The following is a 13,572-nucleotide window of genomic DNA, read 5'->3' on the forward strand; positions in this document are numbered from 1 at the left end:
ATTGTGTGCGACAAGGGCTTCGCCGGGGCCGGGATCGAGGCCGCTGCGGCGAAGCTGGGCCATCCGCTCATCCGTCCGGTGCGCGGGGACGAGCCCGAACCCGGGGTGGAGGTGTTCCCGTCCTGGCTGCGGCAGCGGATCGAGGCCGTCATCTGGACGTTGAAGAACCAACTCGGTCTGGAACGCCACGCCGCGCGCACCAGCGAGGGGCTGTGGGCCAGGGTGTGCCAGCGTATCTGCGCGCTCAACGCCGCGATCTGGCACAACTGGCTGGTGGGTGCCCCGGTCAAGCGGTCATTGATCGCTTACGACCACTGACCAGGACACCAAACCCCCATCAACGATCTAGACGGCGGGGTCCCCGTCCCAGGTGTGCAGGAAGACCCGCGAGCCCGGCGTGGTCCCGGTGAGCGCGTCCACCGCCAGGATCACGGCGGCCGAGGTCCACGTGCTGCGCTCCACCGGCCAGCGCACCCGCTCGGCGAACTGGTAGCCCGTCCAGTACGCGCCGTCGTCGGCGTCGCGCAGGTGCTGCACGTCCCGCAGGAGGCGCACGCCCGCGTCCACGTCGCCGACGGCGGCCAGGGCCAGCACCAGCTCCGAGGTCTCCGCCGCGGTCACCCACGGCTGGTCGCTCACGCAGCGCACGCCCAGCCCGGGAACCACGAAGCGGTCCCAGCGCTCGGCGATGCGCTCCTTGGCGGCGGCGCCGCGCACGGCGCCGCCCAGGACGGGGTAGAACCAGTCCATCGAGAAGCGCCCGCGGTCGGCGAACAGGTCCTCGTGCCCGTTGATGAGCACCGCGAGGCGGTCGGCGGCGGCCGTCCACGCGGGGCGGGAGCGGCCCAGGCGCGCGGCCAGGGCGGCGCCGCAGCGCAGCGCGTGGTGCACGCTCGCGCACACCGTCAGCAGGGCGTGGTCCCCGGGGTCGCCGTTCTCCGAGCGGGCCCACAGGATCTCGCCGTGCTCGCCGCGCAGGGCCAGGACGAACTCCAGTCCCTCCTCGACCACCGGCCACATCCGCTCGGCGAACGCGGTGTCGCCGGTGACGAGCAGGTGGTGGAACAGGCCCACCGCGGGGTAGGCGGCGTGGTTGGCCTCGCGCAGCCGCGTCACCGGGGCGCCCTGGCGGAACTTGGCGGGCCACCCGCCCCCGGGCGTGCGGCTGTCGGCCAGCCACAGGTAGGCGCGTCGGGCCGCCTCGGCGTGTCCGGGCGCGTTGCGGCCGGTCACGGTCAGGGCCATGGCGCACTCCACGTGGTCCCACACGTCGGTGTGCCCGCCGGGGAACCACGGGATGGCCCCGCTGTCCTCCTGACAGCGCGCGAGGTAGGAGGCCGAGCGGTGCAGCTGCCCGGCGTCGAGCACGCCGGGCAGGCTCAGGGCGTCGTGAGGGGCCGGTCCGGCGGTGGGCGCGGGCGCGGGGGTGACGGACATCAGGCGTCGTGCGGTTTGCGCACGTACACGACCACGCTCTTGCCGATGACCGGGTTGAGCAGGCGCTCGGCGACGCGGGTCACCGCTGGGGCCTTGAGCATGTCCCACACCAGCATGTCGTGGTAGGCCTTGGCGAGCGGGTGGTCGTCCCGGTCGGTGCCCACCGCGCACTTGATCCACCAGTAGGGCGCGTGCAGGGCGTGCGCGTGGTGGTGCGGGCCGATCTCGAAGCCGGTGGCCTTGAGCTTGGCCTCCAGTTCGGCGCGCGTGTAGATGCGGATGTGCCCGCCCTCGTTGGTGTGGTACTCCTCCGACAGGGCCCAGCACAGGCGCTCGGGCAGGAAGCTGGGCACGGTCACCGCGGCGATGCCGCCGGGCCGCAGCACCCGGAAGAGTTCGGCCATGGCGGCGGTGTCGTGCGGGATGTGCTCGAAGATCTCGGCCGCGACCACCCGGTCGAAGCTGGCGTCGTCGAAGGGCATGTCCAGGGCGTCGCCCTTGACGGTCTCGGCCCTGGCCTCCTCGGGAGCCTCGCCCTCGTGGCGCATCGCGGCGAACATGGTCTCGACCTCGGCGAGGTCGGCGACGTTCTGGTCGAAGGCCACGATGTCGGCGCCGCGTCGGTAGACCTCGAAGGCGTGGCGGCCGCCGCCGCAGCCCAGGTCGAGCACGCGGTCGCCCGGGCCGACGGGGAACAGGTTGAAGTCGACGGTGATCAGTGGAGGCTCCCTGGGGATCTGGCTCGGGGATCTGGGTTCGGGGCTCCGCGGCCGCGGACGCGGGGCGGTGGGTCGCCGCGTGGCCCGACGGGGCGGCGCGCGGCTCGGGCCGGTCAGGCGCCGTTCGCGCGGGCCCGCTCGGGTGCCGGCGCGGACGCGGGCTCGGCGGACGCGGCCTCGGCGGGCCCGGGGCGCGTGTCGCCGTCGACGGGGCGGTTCCCCCGCACGGCGTCGATGGTGGAGGCGTAGCGGCGCGCGGTCAGCTCGGCGACGGCCCTCCAGGTGAAGCGTTCCTGGACCCGGCGCCAGGCGGCGGCGCCCATGCGCTCGCGTTCGGCGTCGTCGTCGAGCAGGGCGGCGAGCGCCTCGGCGAGCACCTCGGGGTCGCCCGGGGGCACCAGGCGCCCGGCGTCCCCGTCGGTGCCCACGACCTCGGGCAGCGCTCCGGCCTGGCTGGCCACCAGCGGCGTGGCGCAGGCCATGGCCTCCACCGCGGGCAGGGAGAACCCCTCGTAGAAGGACGGGACGACCGCCACCTGCGCGCTGGCGATGAGTTCGGCCAGGGCGGTGTCGTCGATGCCGCTGACGAACTCGACGCGGTCGCGCAGGCTCAGCTCGTCCACCAGCTGGTCGGTGGGGCCGCCGGGCTTGGGTCTGCTGACGACGGTCAGGGTGATGTCGCGTTCGGTGGCGAGTTTGGCCGCGGCGCGCAGCAGGACCGCCACGCCCTTGAGGGGGCTGTCGGCGCTGGCGGTGCACACGATGCGTCCCGGTACGCGCTCCAGTGCGGGGCGCGGGTGGAAGTGGCGGGTGTCCACGCCCAGCGGGGTGACCTCCATGGCGGAGGGGGCGACGCCGAACTCGCGGGCGATGTCGTCGGCGGAGGACTGGGAGGGCACCAGGATCGGGTCGAGCCGGCGGGCGACCCTGGCCTGCATGCCCACGAAGCCGTACCAGCGGCGCTTGGTGAGCCTGTGCAGGCCCCGGGCCTCGGCCAGTTCGATCCTGCGGTCCACGCTGATGGGGTGGTGGATGGTGGTGACCAGCGGCAGCCCGGCGGACCTGATGCCGAGCAGTCCCCAGCCCAGTGTCTGGTTGTCGTGGACGACGTCGAAGTCGTCCAGGCGGCGGCGCAGTTCGCGGTTGGCGCGCAGGGAGAAGGTGAGGGGCTCGGGGAACCCGGCGGTCCACATGGTGGCGACCTCCAGGGCGTCGATCCAGTCGCGCCACTCGCGTACGGGCGGGGCCTTGAAGGGGTGGGCGTCGTTGTACAGGTCCAGGGAGGGGATCTTCTCCAGGGTCACGCCCTCGTCCAGGGTGGGGTAGGGCTGGCCGGAGAGGACGGTGACCTCGTGGCCCAGGGTGGCCAGTTCGCGCGAGAGGTGGCGGACGTACACGCCCTGTCCGCCGACGTGCTGCTTGCTGCGGTAGGACAGCAGGGCGACGCGCAGGGGGCGCTCGGCATGGGGCCGTGGGCTCGGTGTGGTGCCCGACTGGGTCAAGAGTCCACCTCTTCGTTGGGTCGCGGGCCCGGTCGCCGTGGGCGCGGATGCCGTCGGCCGGTGACAGGCGTGCGCGTGCCTATGTTACTCGGCAGTTGTGTTCGGACCGGCGTCGGGCCGGTTGGTAAGGGATCCTATGTCGGGTGCCCTGCGGTGGCGCTCCGGCGGGGCGCGTCGCCGTCTTCGGCGCGGCGGGCGCCCGGACGGCCGGGGGAGGGGTGGTGTTCATGCGCGGTACACAAATGAGAACAAATTCTACAAAGCCTGTCAGGCGATCCGAAAACCCCGGTCCTCTTTTCGTATTGCTACTGCTACGTCGGGCGATGAGGTGAGGATCATGGGCTTGACCGGCCGTCTTCGGGGGAATCCGTTGGATAACGTGTTCTCGTAACAGTCGCCGCCTCCGGGTGGGCGTCGGCGACGGGCATCAGTGCCGCGGCGAGCGGGCAGCGCGCGGGCTGACGACGAAGGGGAGATCCTGTGGCGGTGCGGGCGGCGAGTGGAACGATGTCACGAAGTCAGACCCAGCGCCGCAGGCGCATCGTGCAGACCGCGGCCGCGCTGGCCGTGCGCGGTGGTGTCGAGGCCATGCAGATGCGTTCGGTGGCCGAGCGCGCGGGTGTCGCCCTCGGCACGCTCTACCGGTACTTCCCCTCCAAGATGGACCTGGTGGTGGCCGTGGTCACCGAGGAGCTGGACCTGTTGGAGGGCGGTATCGTCCGCCGCCCGCCCACCGCCGACACCCCCGCCGAGCGCGCGGTCGACGTCCTGCTGCGGGCCACGCGCGGGCTGATGCGCGAGCCGGAGCTGGCCGACGCGCTGGTGCGCTCGCTCATCATGGCCGAGGTCAAGATCGAGCTCGACGCGCGCATCTCCGACCTGGTGTGGCGGGTGGCCACCGGCAACCTGGAGGGAGCCGAGGAGGAGGACAGCACCGAGGTGGACCGCGACAGCACCGGCTACGTCCTGGTGGGCTCGTTGACCAGCGTGTGGATCTTCGAGCTGGTGGAGGTCCTCAAGGGACGCCGCGACGTGGACGAGGTGGAGCGGCGGCTCCAGACGGCGGCCGAGCGCCTGCTCGCCCCGTTCTGACCCGCTCACCCTCCCCCCGCGCCGGCGGGGGACCGGCGTCAGCCACCGCCGAAGAGCAGCCCCAACAGCCCGTCGAGCAGTCCTGTGCCGCCCCCGTCGTCGTCCCCGTCCTCCTCGGGCGGGCCGCCGGGGGCGTCGTCGTCTCCGGGCTCCTCCCCCTCGGGCGCGTCCGGACCGCCGTCGGGGCCCTCGTCCCCGGGGGGCGGGCTCGGCTCCTGCGCGGGCGGTGCGGGCGTGGTCCGCTCCGGAACCGGGTCGGGGGCCTGGTGCCCGCTGCCGCCGCCGTCCTCCTGCCGCGGCTCCGTCGCGGCCCCGGGTTCGGTGGGCTCCGTCGGCGCGGTCGTGGACTCCACGGTCGGTCCGGCCTCCGGTTTGGTGTCCGCGCTGGTCGCGTCGGTCTCCACCTGCGGGACCAGTGGACCGCGCTCGGCCTCGTCGGGCCCGGAGCCGATCATCGTCGAGGGGCCGCCCACGGCGCTGGCCCAGCCCCACAGCGCGACCGCCAGGACTACGGTGGCGAGGCCGGAGACGGCGGGCAGCGGCCAGCGGCGGCGGGCGGTGCGCTGGTCGTCGGGGTCGTCACCGGAGTCGGGTCCGGTGGGGGGCCGGGGTCCGGCCAGCGGGGTGACCGTTTCGTCGCGCACCGGGTGGTCGCGCGTGGTCAGCCGGTCGCCGGGCAGGGCGCGGGGCGGCGCCTCGGGGCCGGGCTCGGCCGCCTCGGCCTCCTCCTCGACCGCCCCGGCGGCGCGGGAGCGGTGCATCGGGTACCCCTCGCCGGTGAGGGGGTGCATCTGCGCGGCGATGCGCTCGCGGACAGCGGCGAGGCCGGGGTCGGTGCAGGTGCGCACCACCGCCTCGCGCAGGCCGGGCGGCGGGCCGGGCGGGCGCAGCAGGGCCAGGGCCTGGGAGACGTCGTGCACCTGGGCGCGCCAGGCGGCGGTTCCCGGGCCGCCGGTGTCCCCGGCGCCGTCCGGCGCTCCCGCCTCCCGGGAGGGGCGGGGGTCCGGGACGCGGCGCCCGCCGTCGCGGCCGTCCAGGTTCTCGGCGGCGCGGCGGATCGCCGAGCGCGACAGCTCGCCGCAGATCTGGGGGTCCAGGCCCAGGACGCGCGCGACCGCGGAGGTGGGCAGCGCGTGCCGCAGGTTCAGCTCCACCAGTTCGCGGTGGCTGGCGGGCAGCCGGGCGAACATGCGGGCCACCGGCTCCTCCGCGGGCACCGTGGCCAGCCGGGTGTAGGGGCTCACGTGGGCCAGGCCGCGGCGCTGGCAGGCCGAGCGGACCAGGGCGTACAGCCAGGAGCCGAGGTCGGCCGGGTCCGCGCGCCGCGAGTCGAGGACGACACCGGCGACGAGGCCGTCGTGCACGGCCTCGGCCGCCTGCCCGGTGTCCTCCTCACCCAGTAGCGACCAGGCGTACCGGTACAGGGACGGGGCGAAGGCGTCGTAGAGCGCCTCGACCGTCGACGGTTCGCCTGGTTCGCTACCTCTGGTCACTTTTCTAACCCCCCGTTTCCCGCGACGGTAGCGAGGGGCGCGGCGACGCGTGGGTGAATCGTCTACCTGTGTCTTGAAGGTAAGACTTCTGTAACCTCGGGGCCGGACGCGGGACCCGTCGGTCGCGGATCGGCTACTCTCCGCCGCGTGACGGCGACCCGATGGCGATCATCCTCTCGACGGAGCGGCGGGCGCGCGCGGAGGTGTCGGCGTCGACCGTGATCTCGGTCGTGCCGAACCGCAGCGCGTTGAGCAGCTTGTCCGCGTCGATCATCTTCATGTAGTGGCACTCGGCGCGCGAGTTGACCGCCTCGAACTCCGTGTTCGGGTTGGCGTTGCGCAGCTGGTGCAGCATGCCGGTCTCGGTCGCGATGAGGACCTTCTTGGCGCTGGTGTTCTCCGCGGCGGTCAGCATCCCGCCAGTGGAGAGGACCTTGACGCGCTCCTGCGGTACGGCGCCGCTGCCCACGAGGTAGAGGGCGGAGGTGGCGCAGCCGCACTCGGGGTGGACGTAGACCTCGGCGTCGGGCTCGGCGGCGACCCGCTCGCGCAGGGTGTGCCCGTCGATCCCGGCGTGCACGTGGCACTCGCCCATCCACACGTGGATGTTGTCGCGGCCGGTGACCCGCTTGACGTGGGCGCCCAGGAACTGGTCCGGCAGGAAGAGGATCTCGCGGTCCTCGGGGATGGAGCGGATGACGTCCGCGGCGTTGGAGGAGGTGCAGCAGATGTCGGTCTCGGCCTTGACCGCGGCGGTGGTGTTGACGTAGGCGACCACGACCGCGTCGGGGTGCTCGGCCTTCCAGGCGCGCACGTCCTCGGCGGTGATGGTGTCGGCCAGCGAGCACCCGGCGTTGGGGTCGGGCAGCAGGACGGTCTTGTGCGGGGCGAGGATCTTGGCGGTCTCGGCCATGAAGTGCACACCGCAGAAGACGATGGTGCTCGCGTCGACACCGGCGGCCAGGCGGGACAGCGCCAGGGAGTCGCCGGTGTGGTGGGCGACGTCCTGGATTTCCGGGCGCTGGTAGTTGTGCGCGAGGATGACAGCGTCGCGCTCCTTCGCCAGGCGGTGGACCTCTGCGGCCCATTCCTGCCTGGTCATGGTGTCCGCCGTAGCGGTGACCGGTGCCATGTCCAACTACTTCCTTGAGGCTGTGGGCAACGCCGCGCGGGCGCCGTGCCGGGGAGGGTCGGTGCGGATGAGGACAAGTTTTTGTCTGTCAGGCACAAACCTGATGAAGCTTAACATGACGAGTAACGGAAGGGACAGGGTGGACATCCCTCAGGAAAACGGACAGGTCGCGGCGTCCGTCTGCTCCGCGTCCGACCACGCGGAGCTGTCGGTGCACGAGGCGCTCGCGGTCGTGCTCCAGATCCGTGCCGGAGAACTGTGCGTCCTGCTGTGGCGCAGGGCCCTGCCGCCCTGCGAGGGCGCCTGGGCGCTGCCCGGCGGCAGGCTCGGCCGGGGGGAGAACCTGGGCGCCTCCATCCGGCGCCAGCTCGCCCAGAAGGTCGACGTGAGGGATCTGTCACACCTGGAGCAGCTGGAGACCCGCAGCGACCCCGACCGCGTCCCCCGGCGCCGCACCCTGGCCACCGCCTACGTGGGGCTGGTCCCCGCCGACGTGGACCCGGTCGTGCCCGACGACACCGGCTGGCACCCGGCCGCCGACCTGCCGACCATGGCCTTCGACCACGCCTCCATCGTCCGCTCCGGACGCCAGCGGCTGCGCGCCAAGCTCAGCTACACCAACGTCGGGTTCGCCCTCGCGCCGCCGGAGTTCACGATGTCGGAGCTGTCCGGCTACTACCGGGCCGCGCTGGGCCACGACGTGGCCGCCACCAACCTGCGCCGCGTCCTGCTGCGCCGGGGGCAGATCGAGGAGACCGGCCGCTCGGTGCCCTCGGGCCGCTCCGGGGGCAGGCCCGCCGCCCTCTTCCGGTTCCGCGACCGCAGCCTCCAGGTCACCGACGCCTTCGCGGTGCTGCGCCCGCCCAGCTGAGGCCTCCGCGGGCGGGCCCGGCCGGTCCCGCCCCGTGAGCCGGTCCTCCCGGCCGGACACCGCGGTCGGGCCGCGCCGTCGGGAGCGCGCGGCGCCCGCTCGGTGCGCGCCGGTCCCGGGTCGCGGCCCCCGCCCCTGCCCGGGGACCGTCGTCGGCGGCTTGTACACTCCCTGACCGTGGCAATTCGTACTGCGGTCTTCGACGTCGGCGAGACACTCGTCGACGAGACGCGGATCTTCGCTCGCTGGGCCGACCGCTTCGGCATCCCGCACATGGCCTTCTTCGGGACCATCGGCGGCGTGCTCGCCTCCGGCGGCACCCTCACCGACGGCTTCCGCCTGCTCGTGCCCGGGTTCGACCTCGCGGCCGAGAGCGCGCGCTGGCGCGCCGAGGACCCCGACGGGGAGCGCGAGCACTTCGGCGAGGCCGACCTGTACCCCGACGTGCGCCCCGCCTTCGCGGCCATGCGCGCGTCCGGGATCTCCCTGGTCATCGCGGGCAACCAGCCGCCCGAGGCCGGGCCCGCCCTGACCGCCATGGACCTGGGCGTCGACGGCATCGGCATCTCCGACGACTGGGGCGTCAAGAAGCCCGACCCCGCGTTCTTCGACCGCGTCCTGTCCCTGGTCCGGGCCGCCAGCCCCGGCACCGAACCCGGCGAGATCGTCTACGTCGGCGACCGCGTCGACAACGACGTCCTCCCCGCCCGCGCCGCCGGGATGCGCACCGTCCTGCTGCGCCGGGGCATCTACGGCTACCGCCACGCCGCCGCCGAGGAGGCGGCCCGCGCCGACGCCGTCCTGGACGACCTGCACCAGCTCGCCGACTGGATCGGCCGTCAGGACTGAGGCGGCACGCCGAGGGGCCGGGTCCCACGACCCGGCCCCTCGGCGTGTCCGCGCCACCTTCGGTCCCGGTACGGTCACGGCCTCCACCTCACGGTTTGAGCAGCACGCGCGGGGGTAACGTGCGAACGGCCTGCCCCTCGCCACACCTCACCTTTCCGGACCCTCCGGTTCCCCGAATGGAGACGACACCGCCGATGATCGCGTTCGAGGGCGCCGCCAAGCTCTATCCCGACGGCACGGTGGCCGTCGACCAGCTGGACCTGACCGTCGAGACCGGCCAGACGACGGTCTTCGTGGGTCCCTCCGGCAGCGGCAAGACCACGTCGCTGCGGATGATCAACCGCATGGTCGAACCGACCGGGGGCACCGTCCGCATCGACGGCGAGGACGTGCGCGAGCGCGACCCCGCCGCGCTGCGCCGCTCCATCGGCTACGTCATCCAGCAGGCCGGGCTCTTCCCGCACCGCACCGTGCGCGACAACATCGCCACCGTGCCCCTGCTGCTCGGCTGGGGCCGGGCCAGGGCCAGGGCGCGCGCCGCGGAGCTGATGGAACTGGTCGGTCTGGAGCCCGCCCAGGCCAGGCGCTACCCCCACCAGCTCTCCGGGGGCCAGCAGCAGCGTGTCGGCGTCGCCCGCGCACTGGCCGCCGACCCGCCCATCCTGCTGATGGACGAACCCTTCAGCGCCGTGGACCCCGTCGTGCGCGCCAGCCTCCAGGACGAGCTCCTGCGCCTGCAGAAGGAGCTGCACAAGACCATCGTCTTCGTCACCCACGACATCGACGAGGCCGTCCGGCTCGGTGACCGCATCGCCGTCTTCCGCCCCGGCGGGAGGCTCGCCCAGTACGACACGCCCCAGAACCTGCTGGCCGCGCCCCAGGACGCCTTCGTGGAGTCCTTCATCGGCTACGACCGGGGAGTGCGGCGCCTGTCCTTCTTCCCGGCCGACAGGCTCTCCCCGCGCCAGGACGCCGTCCTGGAGGAGAGCGTGCGCGCGGGCGCCGCGGTCGCCCCGCTCGGGAACGAGCCCTGGGCCCTGGTCGTCAGCGGCGACCGCATGCCCCTGGGCTGGGTCAGCGCGCGGCAACTGGCCGACGCGCCCGCCGACACCGCCCTGGGCTCACTCGAACTCGCGCCCTTCGGCCACACCTTCGACGTGGGCACCGACTCCCTGCGCGCCGCCCTGGACGCGGCGGTGCTCTCGCCCGCGGGCCGCGCGGTCGGCGTCGACGCCGACGGCCGGGTGGTCGGCGTGGTCTCGCAGGACGACCTGGGCGCCGCCCTGTGGTCGGTGACCGAGTGATCGCCGAGGCCGTCGCCGGGGTCTGGGACGCCGGGTCCGCGGCCGGATCCGGCACCGGGGCGTGGGACTGGGTCGTGCGCGTCGTGGACTGGGGCGTCGAGAACTGGAGCCACCCCGGCGACCCGGACCGGGGCGTCCTGCCCCGCCTGACCGAGCACATGCGGCTGTCCTACCTGTCCATCCTCATCGGACTGGCGGTCGCCCTGCCCCTGGGCCTGGCGTGCGCGCGCTGGAAGCCCCTGTACCCGCCGGTGCTGACCGGTGTGAACGTGCTCTACGCGGTGCCCTCCATCGCCCTGTTCTTCCTCATGCTGCCCTACACCGGGTTCAGCGACTGGACGGCCGTCGTGCCGCTGGCCCTGTACACCCTGGTGATCCTGCTGCCCAACGTGGTGGACGGGCTGCGCCAGGTTCCCGACCACGTGCGCCAGGCGGCCGTCGCCATGGGCTTCGGTCCGCTGCGGCGCCTGCTGTACGTGGAGATGCCGGTGGCCGTGCCGGTGGTCATCGCCGGGCTGCGGGTGGCCTCGGTGGCCACCATCAGCATGGTCAGCGTCGCCTCGCTGGTGGGCCTGGGCGGGCTCGGCCGGCTCATCCTCAGCGAGGGCTTCCGGCGCCAGTTCGACGCGCCCATCGTGGTCGGCATCGTGCTCACCGTGGCCCTGGCGTTCGTCACCGACGCGGTGCTCGTGCTCGCCCAGCGCCTGCTCACCCCCTGGTCGCACCGCGACGGCGCCGTACCGCGCCGCAGGCGCCGGGCGGTCGCGGCGGAGGCGGCCGCGGCGGACCCGGCAGTGGGTTCGGCAGCGGAGCCACAGGCCGCGACCCCGGCGGGGGGACGGTCGCCAGCGGACCCGGGCACCGGTGACACGGCGGGGGAGAGGTAGCCATGGACATCCTCAACGACCTGGTCGCGTGGTTCGCCGACCCGGCCCAGTGGACCGGCGGCGCGGGCATCCCCGCGCGCCTGGGCGAGCACGTCTACTACTCGCTGCTCGGGCTGCTGCTGTCCGCCGCCGTCGCGGTCCCCCTGGGACTGCTCACCGGGCACACCGGTGTGGGCGGCTTCCTCACCACCAGCCTCGCCAACTTCGCCCGCGCCCTGCCCACCATCGGCGTCCTGTTCCTCATCGTGCTGGCCGCCGGTATCGGGATCGTGCCCGTGCTGTGCGCGCTGGTGGCGCTGGCCGTGCCCCCGATCCTGGTCAACACACACGAGGGCGTGCGCGGTGTGGAGCCCCGGCTCAGGGACGCCGCCGTCGGGATGGGTATGCGCGGCCACCAGGTGCTGCTGCGCCTGGAACTGCCCGTGGCCACGCCGCTCATCCTCATCGGGATGCGCACCGCCGCCGTCCAGGTGGTCGCGACCGCGACCATCGCCGCCTACGTGGGGGTCGGCGGCCTGGGCCGCTACATCGTCGACGGCCAGGCACGCCAGGACCTGACGATGATGCTCGGCGGATCGGTGCTGGTGGTGCTGCTCGCGGTCCTGACCACGCTCGTGTTCGCCGGACTGCGGCGGCTCCTGGTCGCCCCCGGTCTGCGCCAGGCCGCGCCGCAGGGCTAGGCGGAACCGGACCGCGCCGCGGATCCGGGCCACATCACAGAACCGGGCCGGGTCACAGGGCCAGGCCATCCCAGAGAGAAGGTCCCATGTACAAGAGAATCGCCCTGCCCCTGGCCGCGCTGCTCCTGACCGGGTGCGGCGCCAGCGACCCCTACGCGGAGGAGGGCGGCGGCGGGTCCGGAGGCGGCTCCGGCGACGCGGTCGTCATCGGCTCCGCCGACTTCCCCGAGTCCACCCTGCTCGCCGAGATCTACGGCCGGGCCATGGAGGCCGAGGGCGTGGAGGTCGACTACCAGCTCGGCATCGGCAGTCGCGAGGTCTACTACTCGCAGATCGAGTCCGGCAACCTGTCGGTGTTCCCCGAGTACAACGGCGCGATCCTGGCCTATCTCGACGAGAACGCGCCCACCGGCAGCAGCGAGGAGACCAACCAGAGGGTCACCGAGGCGCTGCCCGAGGGCCTGGAGATCCTGGACTCCTCCAGCGCGGAGAACAAGGACTCGGTCACCGTCACCAGCGAGGTCGCCGAGGAGCACGGCCTGGCCAGCCTGGAGGACCTGGCCGGCGTCGCGGGGGAGCTGACCCTGGGCGGCCCGCCGGAGTTCGAGACCCGCCAGCAGGGCGTGGTGGGCCTGGCCGACGTCTACGGGGTGGAGTTCGGCGAGTTCCGTTCCCTGGAGGTGGCGCTGCTGACCCAGGCGCTCCTGGACGGTGACATCCAGGCGGCCAACCTGTTCACCACCGACCCGCAGATCACCGCGAACGACTTCGTGGTCCTGGAGGACCCGGAGAACCTGTTCGGCGCGCAGAACATCACCCCGCTGGTCAACGGCGAGCAGGTGGACGAGACCGCCCGGGGCGCGCTGAACGCCGTCTCCGCCGCCCTGACCACCGAGGCCCTCACCCAGCTCAACGAGCGGGTGGTCATCGGCAACGAGAACGCCGCCGACGTCGCCCAGGAGTGGCTGGAGCAGGAGGGGCTGGCCTGAGCGGTCGGGTTCTGGCGGTCGGTTCCCGGCGGTCGAGGGGGAGCCGGGGTCGAGGCGGCGGCGGAGTCCGCGCGCCTCGGCCCCGCGGGGGTGAGCCGCCCGCGCGCGCCCACCCCCGGGGCCGCGGCCCCTCGCCCACCGAACCGGCCGCCTACTCCACCAGCCGGTACCGGCCGGAACGGCGGGCCAGGGCCGCGCCCTCGCCCCGCACCCCCGGCAGGTTGGTGACGTCGGCGAAGAAGACCACGTGGTCGCCGACCGCTACCCGCTGGCGCACGGAGCACTCCAGCGCGGCCAGGGCCTCGTCCAGCACGATCGCGCGGGTGTGCTCGCCCCGGTGGTGGGGCTGGTCCGTCACCAGCAGGCGCGCGCTGGGACGGCCCTCGGCGGAGAAGCGCCCGGCCACCGCCCGCTGGCCGCCCCCCAGCACGTTGACGGCGAAGGCGCCGACCTCCTCGATCACCTCGGCCATGTAGCCGCTGGCGTCCACGCTGACCGACACCACGGGCGGGTCGGCCGAGACCGACCCGAAGGCGCTGACGGTGGCCCCCACGTCGTCGCGGCCGTCGGCGACGGTCACCACCGTGACGCCGACGGGCAGCAGGGCCATCGCTTCC

The 13,572-nt window shown here is 73.6% G+C and carries 13 protein-coding genes and 1 pseudogene; 8 read left to right on the forward strand and 6 right to left on the reverse strand.

What is annotated here, in order from left to right:
* Positions 1-318 (forward strand): annotated as a pseudogene (locus G011_RS32245) (hypothetical protein); the annotation flags it as partial.
* 27 nt (positions 319-345) lie between these two features.
* Here G011_RS32245 and G011_RS0128040 read toward each other — a convergent pair.
* From G011_RS0128040 to G011_RS0128050, 3 genes are all read right to left on the reverse strand, one after another.
* Positions 346-1,437, reverse strand: coding sequence for a prenyltransferase (locus tag G011_RS0128040; protein ID WP_019611378.1), 1,092 nt, complete (start codon positions 1,435-1,437; stop codon positions 346-348).
* Positions 1,437-2,156 carry a class I SAM-dependent methyltransferase gene (locus G011_RS0128045; RefSeq protein ID WP_026338750.1) on the reverse strand — a complete coding sequence of 240 codons (720 nt, stop codon included), beginning with the start codon at positions 2,154-2,156 and terminating at the stop codon, positions 1,437-1,439. The genes G011_RS0128040 and G011_RS0128045 overlap by 1 nt, the downstream gene beginning before the upstream one ends.
* A gap of 113 nt (positions 2,157-2,269) precedes the next feature.
* Positions 2,270-3,658 (reverse strand): glycosyltransferase family 4 protein, encoded by a 1,389-nt coding sequence (locus tag G011_RS0128050; RefSeq protein WP_019611380.1) that lies wholly within the window; start codon positions 3,656-3,658, stop codon positions 2,270-2,272.
* A 480-nt stretch (positions 3,659-4,138) separates the two neighbouring features.
* On the opposite strand from G011_RS0128050, the gene G011_RS0128055 reads away from it, so the two are divergent.
* Positions 4,139-4,750 (forward strand): TetR family transcriptional regulator, encoded by a 612-nt coding sequence (locus G011_RS0128055; RefSeq protein WP_026338742.1) that lies wholly within the window; start codon positions 4,139-4,141, stop codon positions 4,748-4,750.
* A 38-nt stretch (positions 4,751-4,788) separates the two neighbouring features.
* Here G011_RS0128055 and G011_RS0128060 read toward each other — a convergent pair whose 3' ends face one another.
* Together G011_RS0128060 and nadA are read right to left on the reverse strand one after the other, a co-directional pair.
* Positions 4,789-6,243, reverse strand: a complete 1,455-nt coding sequence (locus tag G011_RS0128060) for an ECF subfamily RNA polymerase sigma-24 subunit (RefSeq protein WP_026338743.1) — start codon at positions 6,241-6,243, stop codon at positions 4,789-4,791.
* Positions 6,244-6,376: 133 nt separating this feature from the next.
* A complete protein-coding gene (nadA, locus tag G011_RS0128065) occupies positions 6,377-7,375 on the reverse strand; it encodes a quinolinate synthase NadA (protein ID WP_019611382.1) in 999 nt (332 codons plus the stop codon).
* Between the two features lie 139 nt (positions 7,376-7,514).
* Between nadA and G011_RS0128070 the strand changes: the two genes are divergently transcribed.
* From G011_RS0128070 to G011_RS0128095, 6 genes are all read left to right on the forward strand, one after another.
* On the forward strand, positions 7,515-8,246 hold the full coding sequence (locus tag G011_RS0128070) for an NrtR DNA-binding winged helix domain-containing protein (protein ID WP_013151450.1): 732 nt from the start codon (positions 7,515-7,517) through the stop codon (positions 8,244-8,246).
* Positions 8,247-8,423: 177 nt separating this feature from the next.
* Positions 8,424-9,095 carry an HAD family hydrolase gene (locus tag G011_RS0128075; RefSeq protein ID WP_019611383.1) on the forward strand — a complete coding sequence of 224 codons (672 nt, stop codon included), beginning with the start codon at positions 8,424-8,426 and terminating at the stop codon, positions 9,093-9,095.
* Positions 9,096-9,289: 194 nt separating this feature from the next.
* A complete protein-coding gene (locus G011_RS0128080; RefSeq protein WP_013151452.1) occupies positions 9,290-10,399 on the forward strand; it encodes an ABC transporter ATP-binding protein in 1,110 nt (369 codons plus the stop codon).
* A complete protein-coding gene (locus G011_RS0128085; protein ID WP_019611384.1) occupies positions 10,396-11,286 on the forward strand; it encodes an ABC transporter permease in 891 nt (296 codons plus the stop codon). The genes G011_RS0128080 and G011_RS0128085 overlap by 4 nt, the downstream gene beginning before the upstream one ends.
* Before the next feature lie 2 nt (positions 11,287-11,288).
* Positions 11,289-11,966: an ABC transporter permease gene (locus G011_RS0128090; RefSeq protein ID WP_013151454.1), complete on the forward strand. Its 678-nt coding sequence runs from the start codon at positions 11,289-11,291 to the stop codon at positions 11,964-11,966.
* Positions 11,967-12,052: 86 nt separating this feature from the next.
* Positions 12,053-12,955 carry an ABC transporter substrate-binding protein gene (locus G011_RS0128095; RefSeq protein WP_019611385.1) on the forward strand — a complete coding sequence of 301 codons (903 nt, stop codon included), beginning with the start codon at positions 12,053-12,055 and terminating at the stop codon, positions 12,953-12,955.
* Positions 12,956-13,106: 151 nt separating this feature from the next.
* Here G011_RS0128095 and G011_RS0128100 read toward each other — a convergent pair whose 3' ends face one another.
* Positions 13,107-13,565, reverse strand: a complete 459-nt coding sequence (locus G011_RS0128100; protein WP_019611386.1) for a flavin reductase — start codon at positions 13,563-13,565, stop codon at positions 13,107-13,109.
* Positions 13,566-13,572 lie beyond the last annotated feature (7 nt).

The sequence above is a fragment of the Nocardiopsis sp. CNS-639 genome (assembly GCF_000381685.1).
Classification (GTDB): Bacteria; Actinomycetota; Actinomycetes; order Streptosporangiales; family Streptosporangiaceae; genus Nocardiopsis; species Nocardiopsis dassonvillei.

What these genes read in the sequence shown, in the direction of transcription:
- G011_RS0128100 (WP_019611386.1), bottom strand. Translation starts at nt 13,565, where the DNA reads ATGGCCCTGCTGCCCGTCGGCGTCACGGTGGTGACCGTCGCCGACGGC.
- G011_RS0128090 (WP_013151454.1), top strand. Translation starts at nt 11,289, where the DNA reads ATGGACATCCTCAACGACCTGGTCGCGTGGTTCGCCGACCCGGCCCAG.
- G011_RS0128095 (WP_019611385.1), top strand. Translation starts at nt 12,053, where the DNA reads ATGTACAAGAGAATCGCCCTGCCCCTGGCCGCGCTGCTCCTGACCGGG.
- G011_RS0128080 (WP_013151452.1), top strand. Translation starts at nt 9,290, where the DNA reads ATGATCGCGTTCGAGGGCGCCGCCAAGCTCTATCCCGACGGCACGGTG.
- G011_RS0128040 (WP_019611378.1), bottom strand. Translation starts at nt 1,437, where the DNA reads ATGTCCGTCACCCCCGCGCCCGCGCCCACCGCCGGACCGGCCCCTCAC.
- nadA (WP_019611382.1), bottom strand. Translation starts at nt 7,375, where the DNA reads ATGGCACCGGTCACCGCTACGGCGGACACCATGACCAGGCAGGAATGG.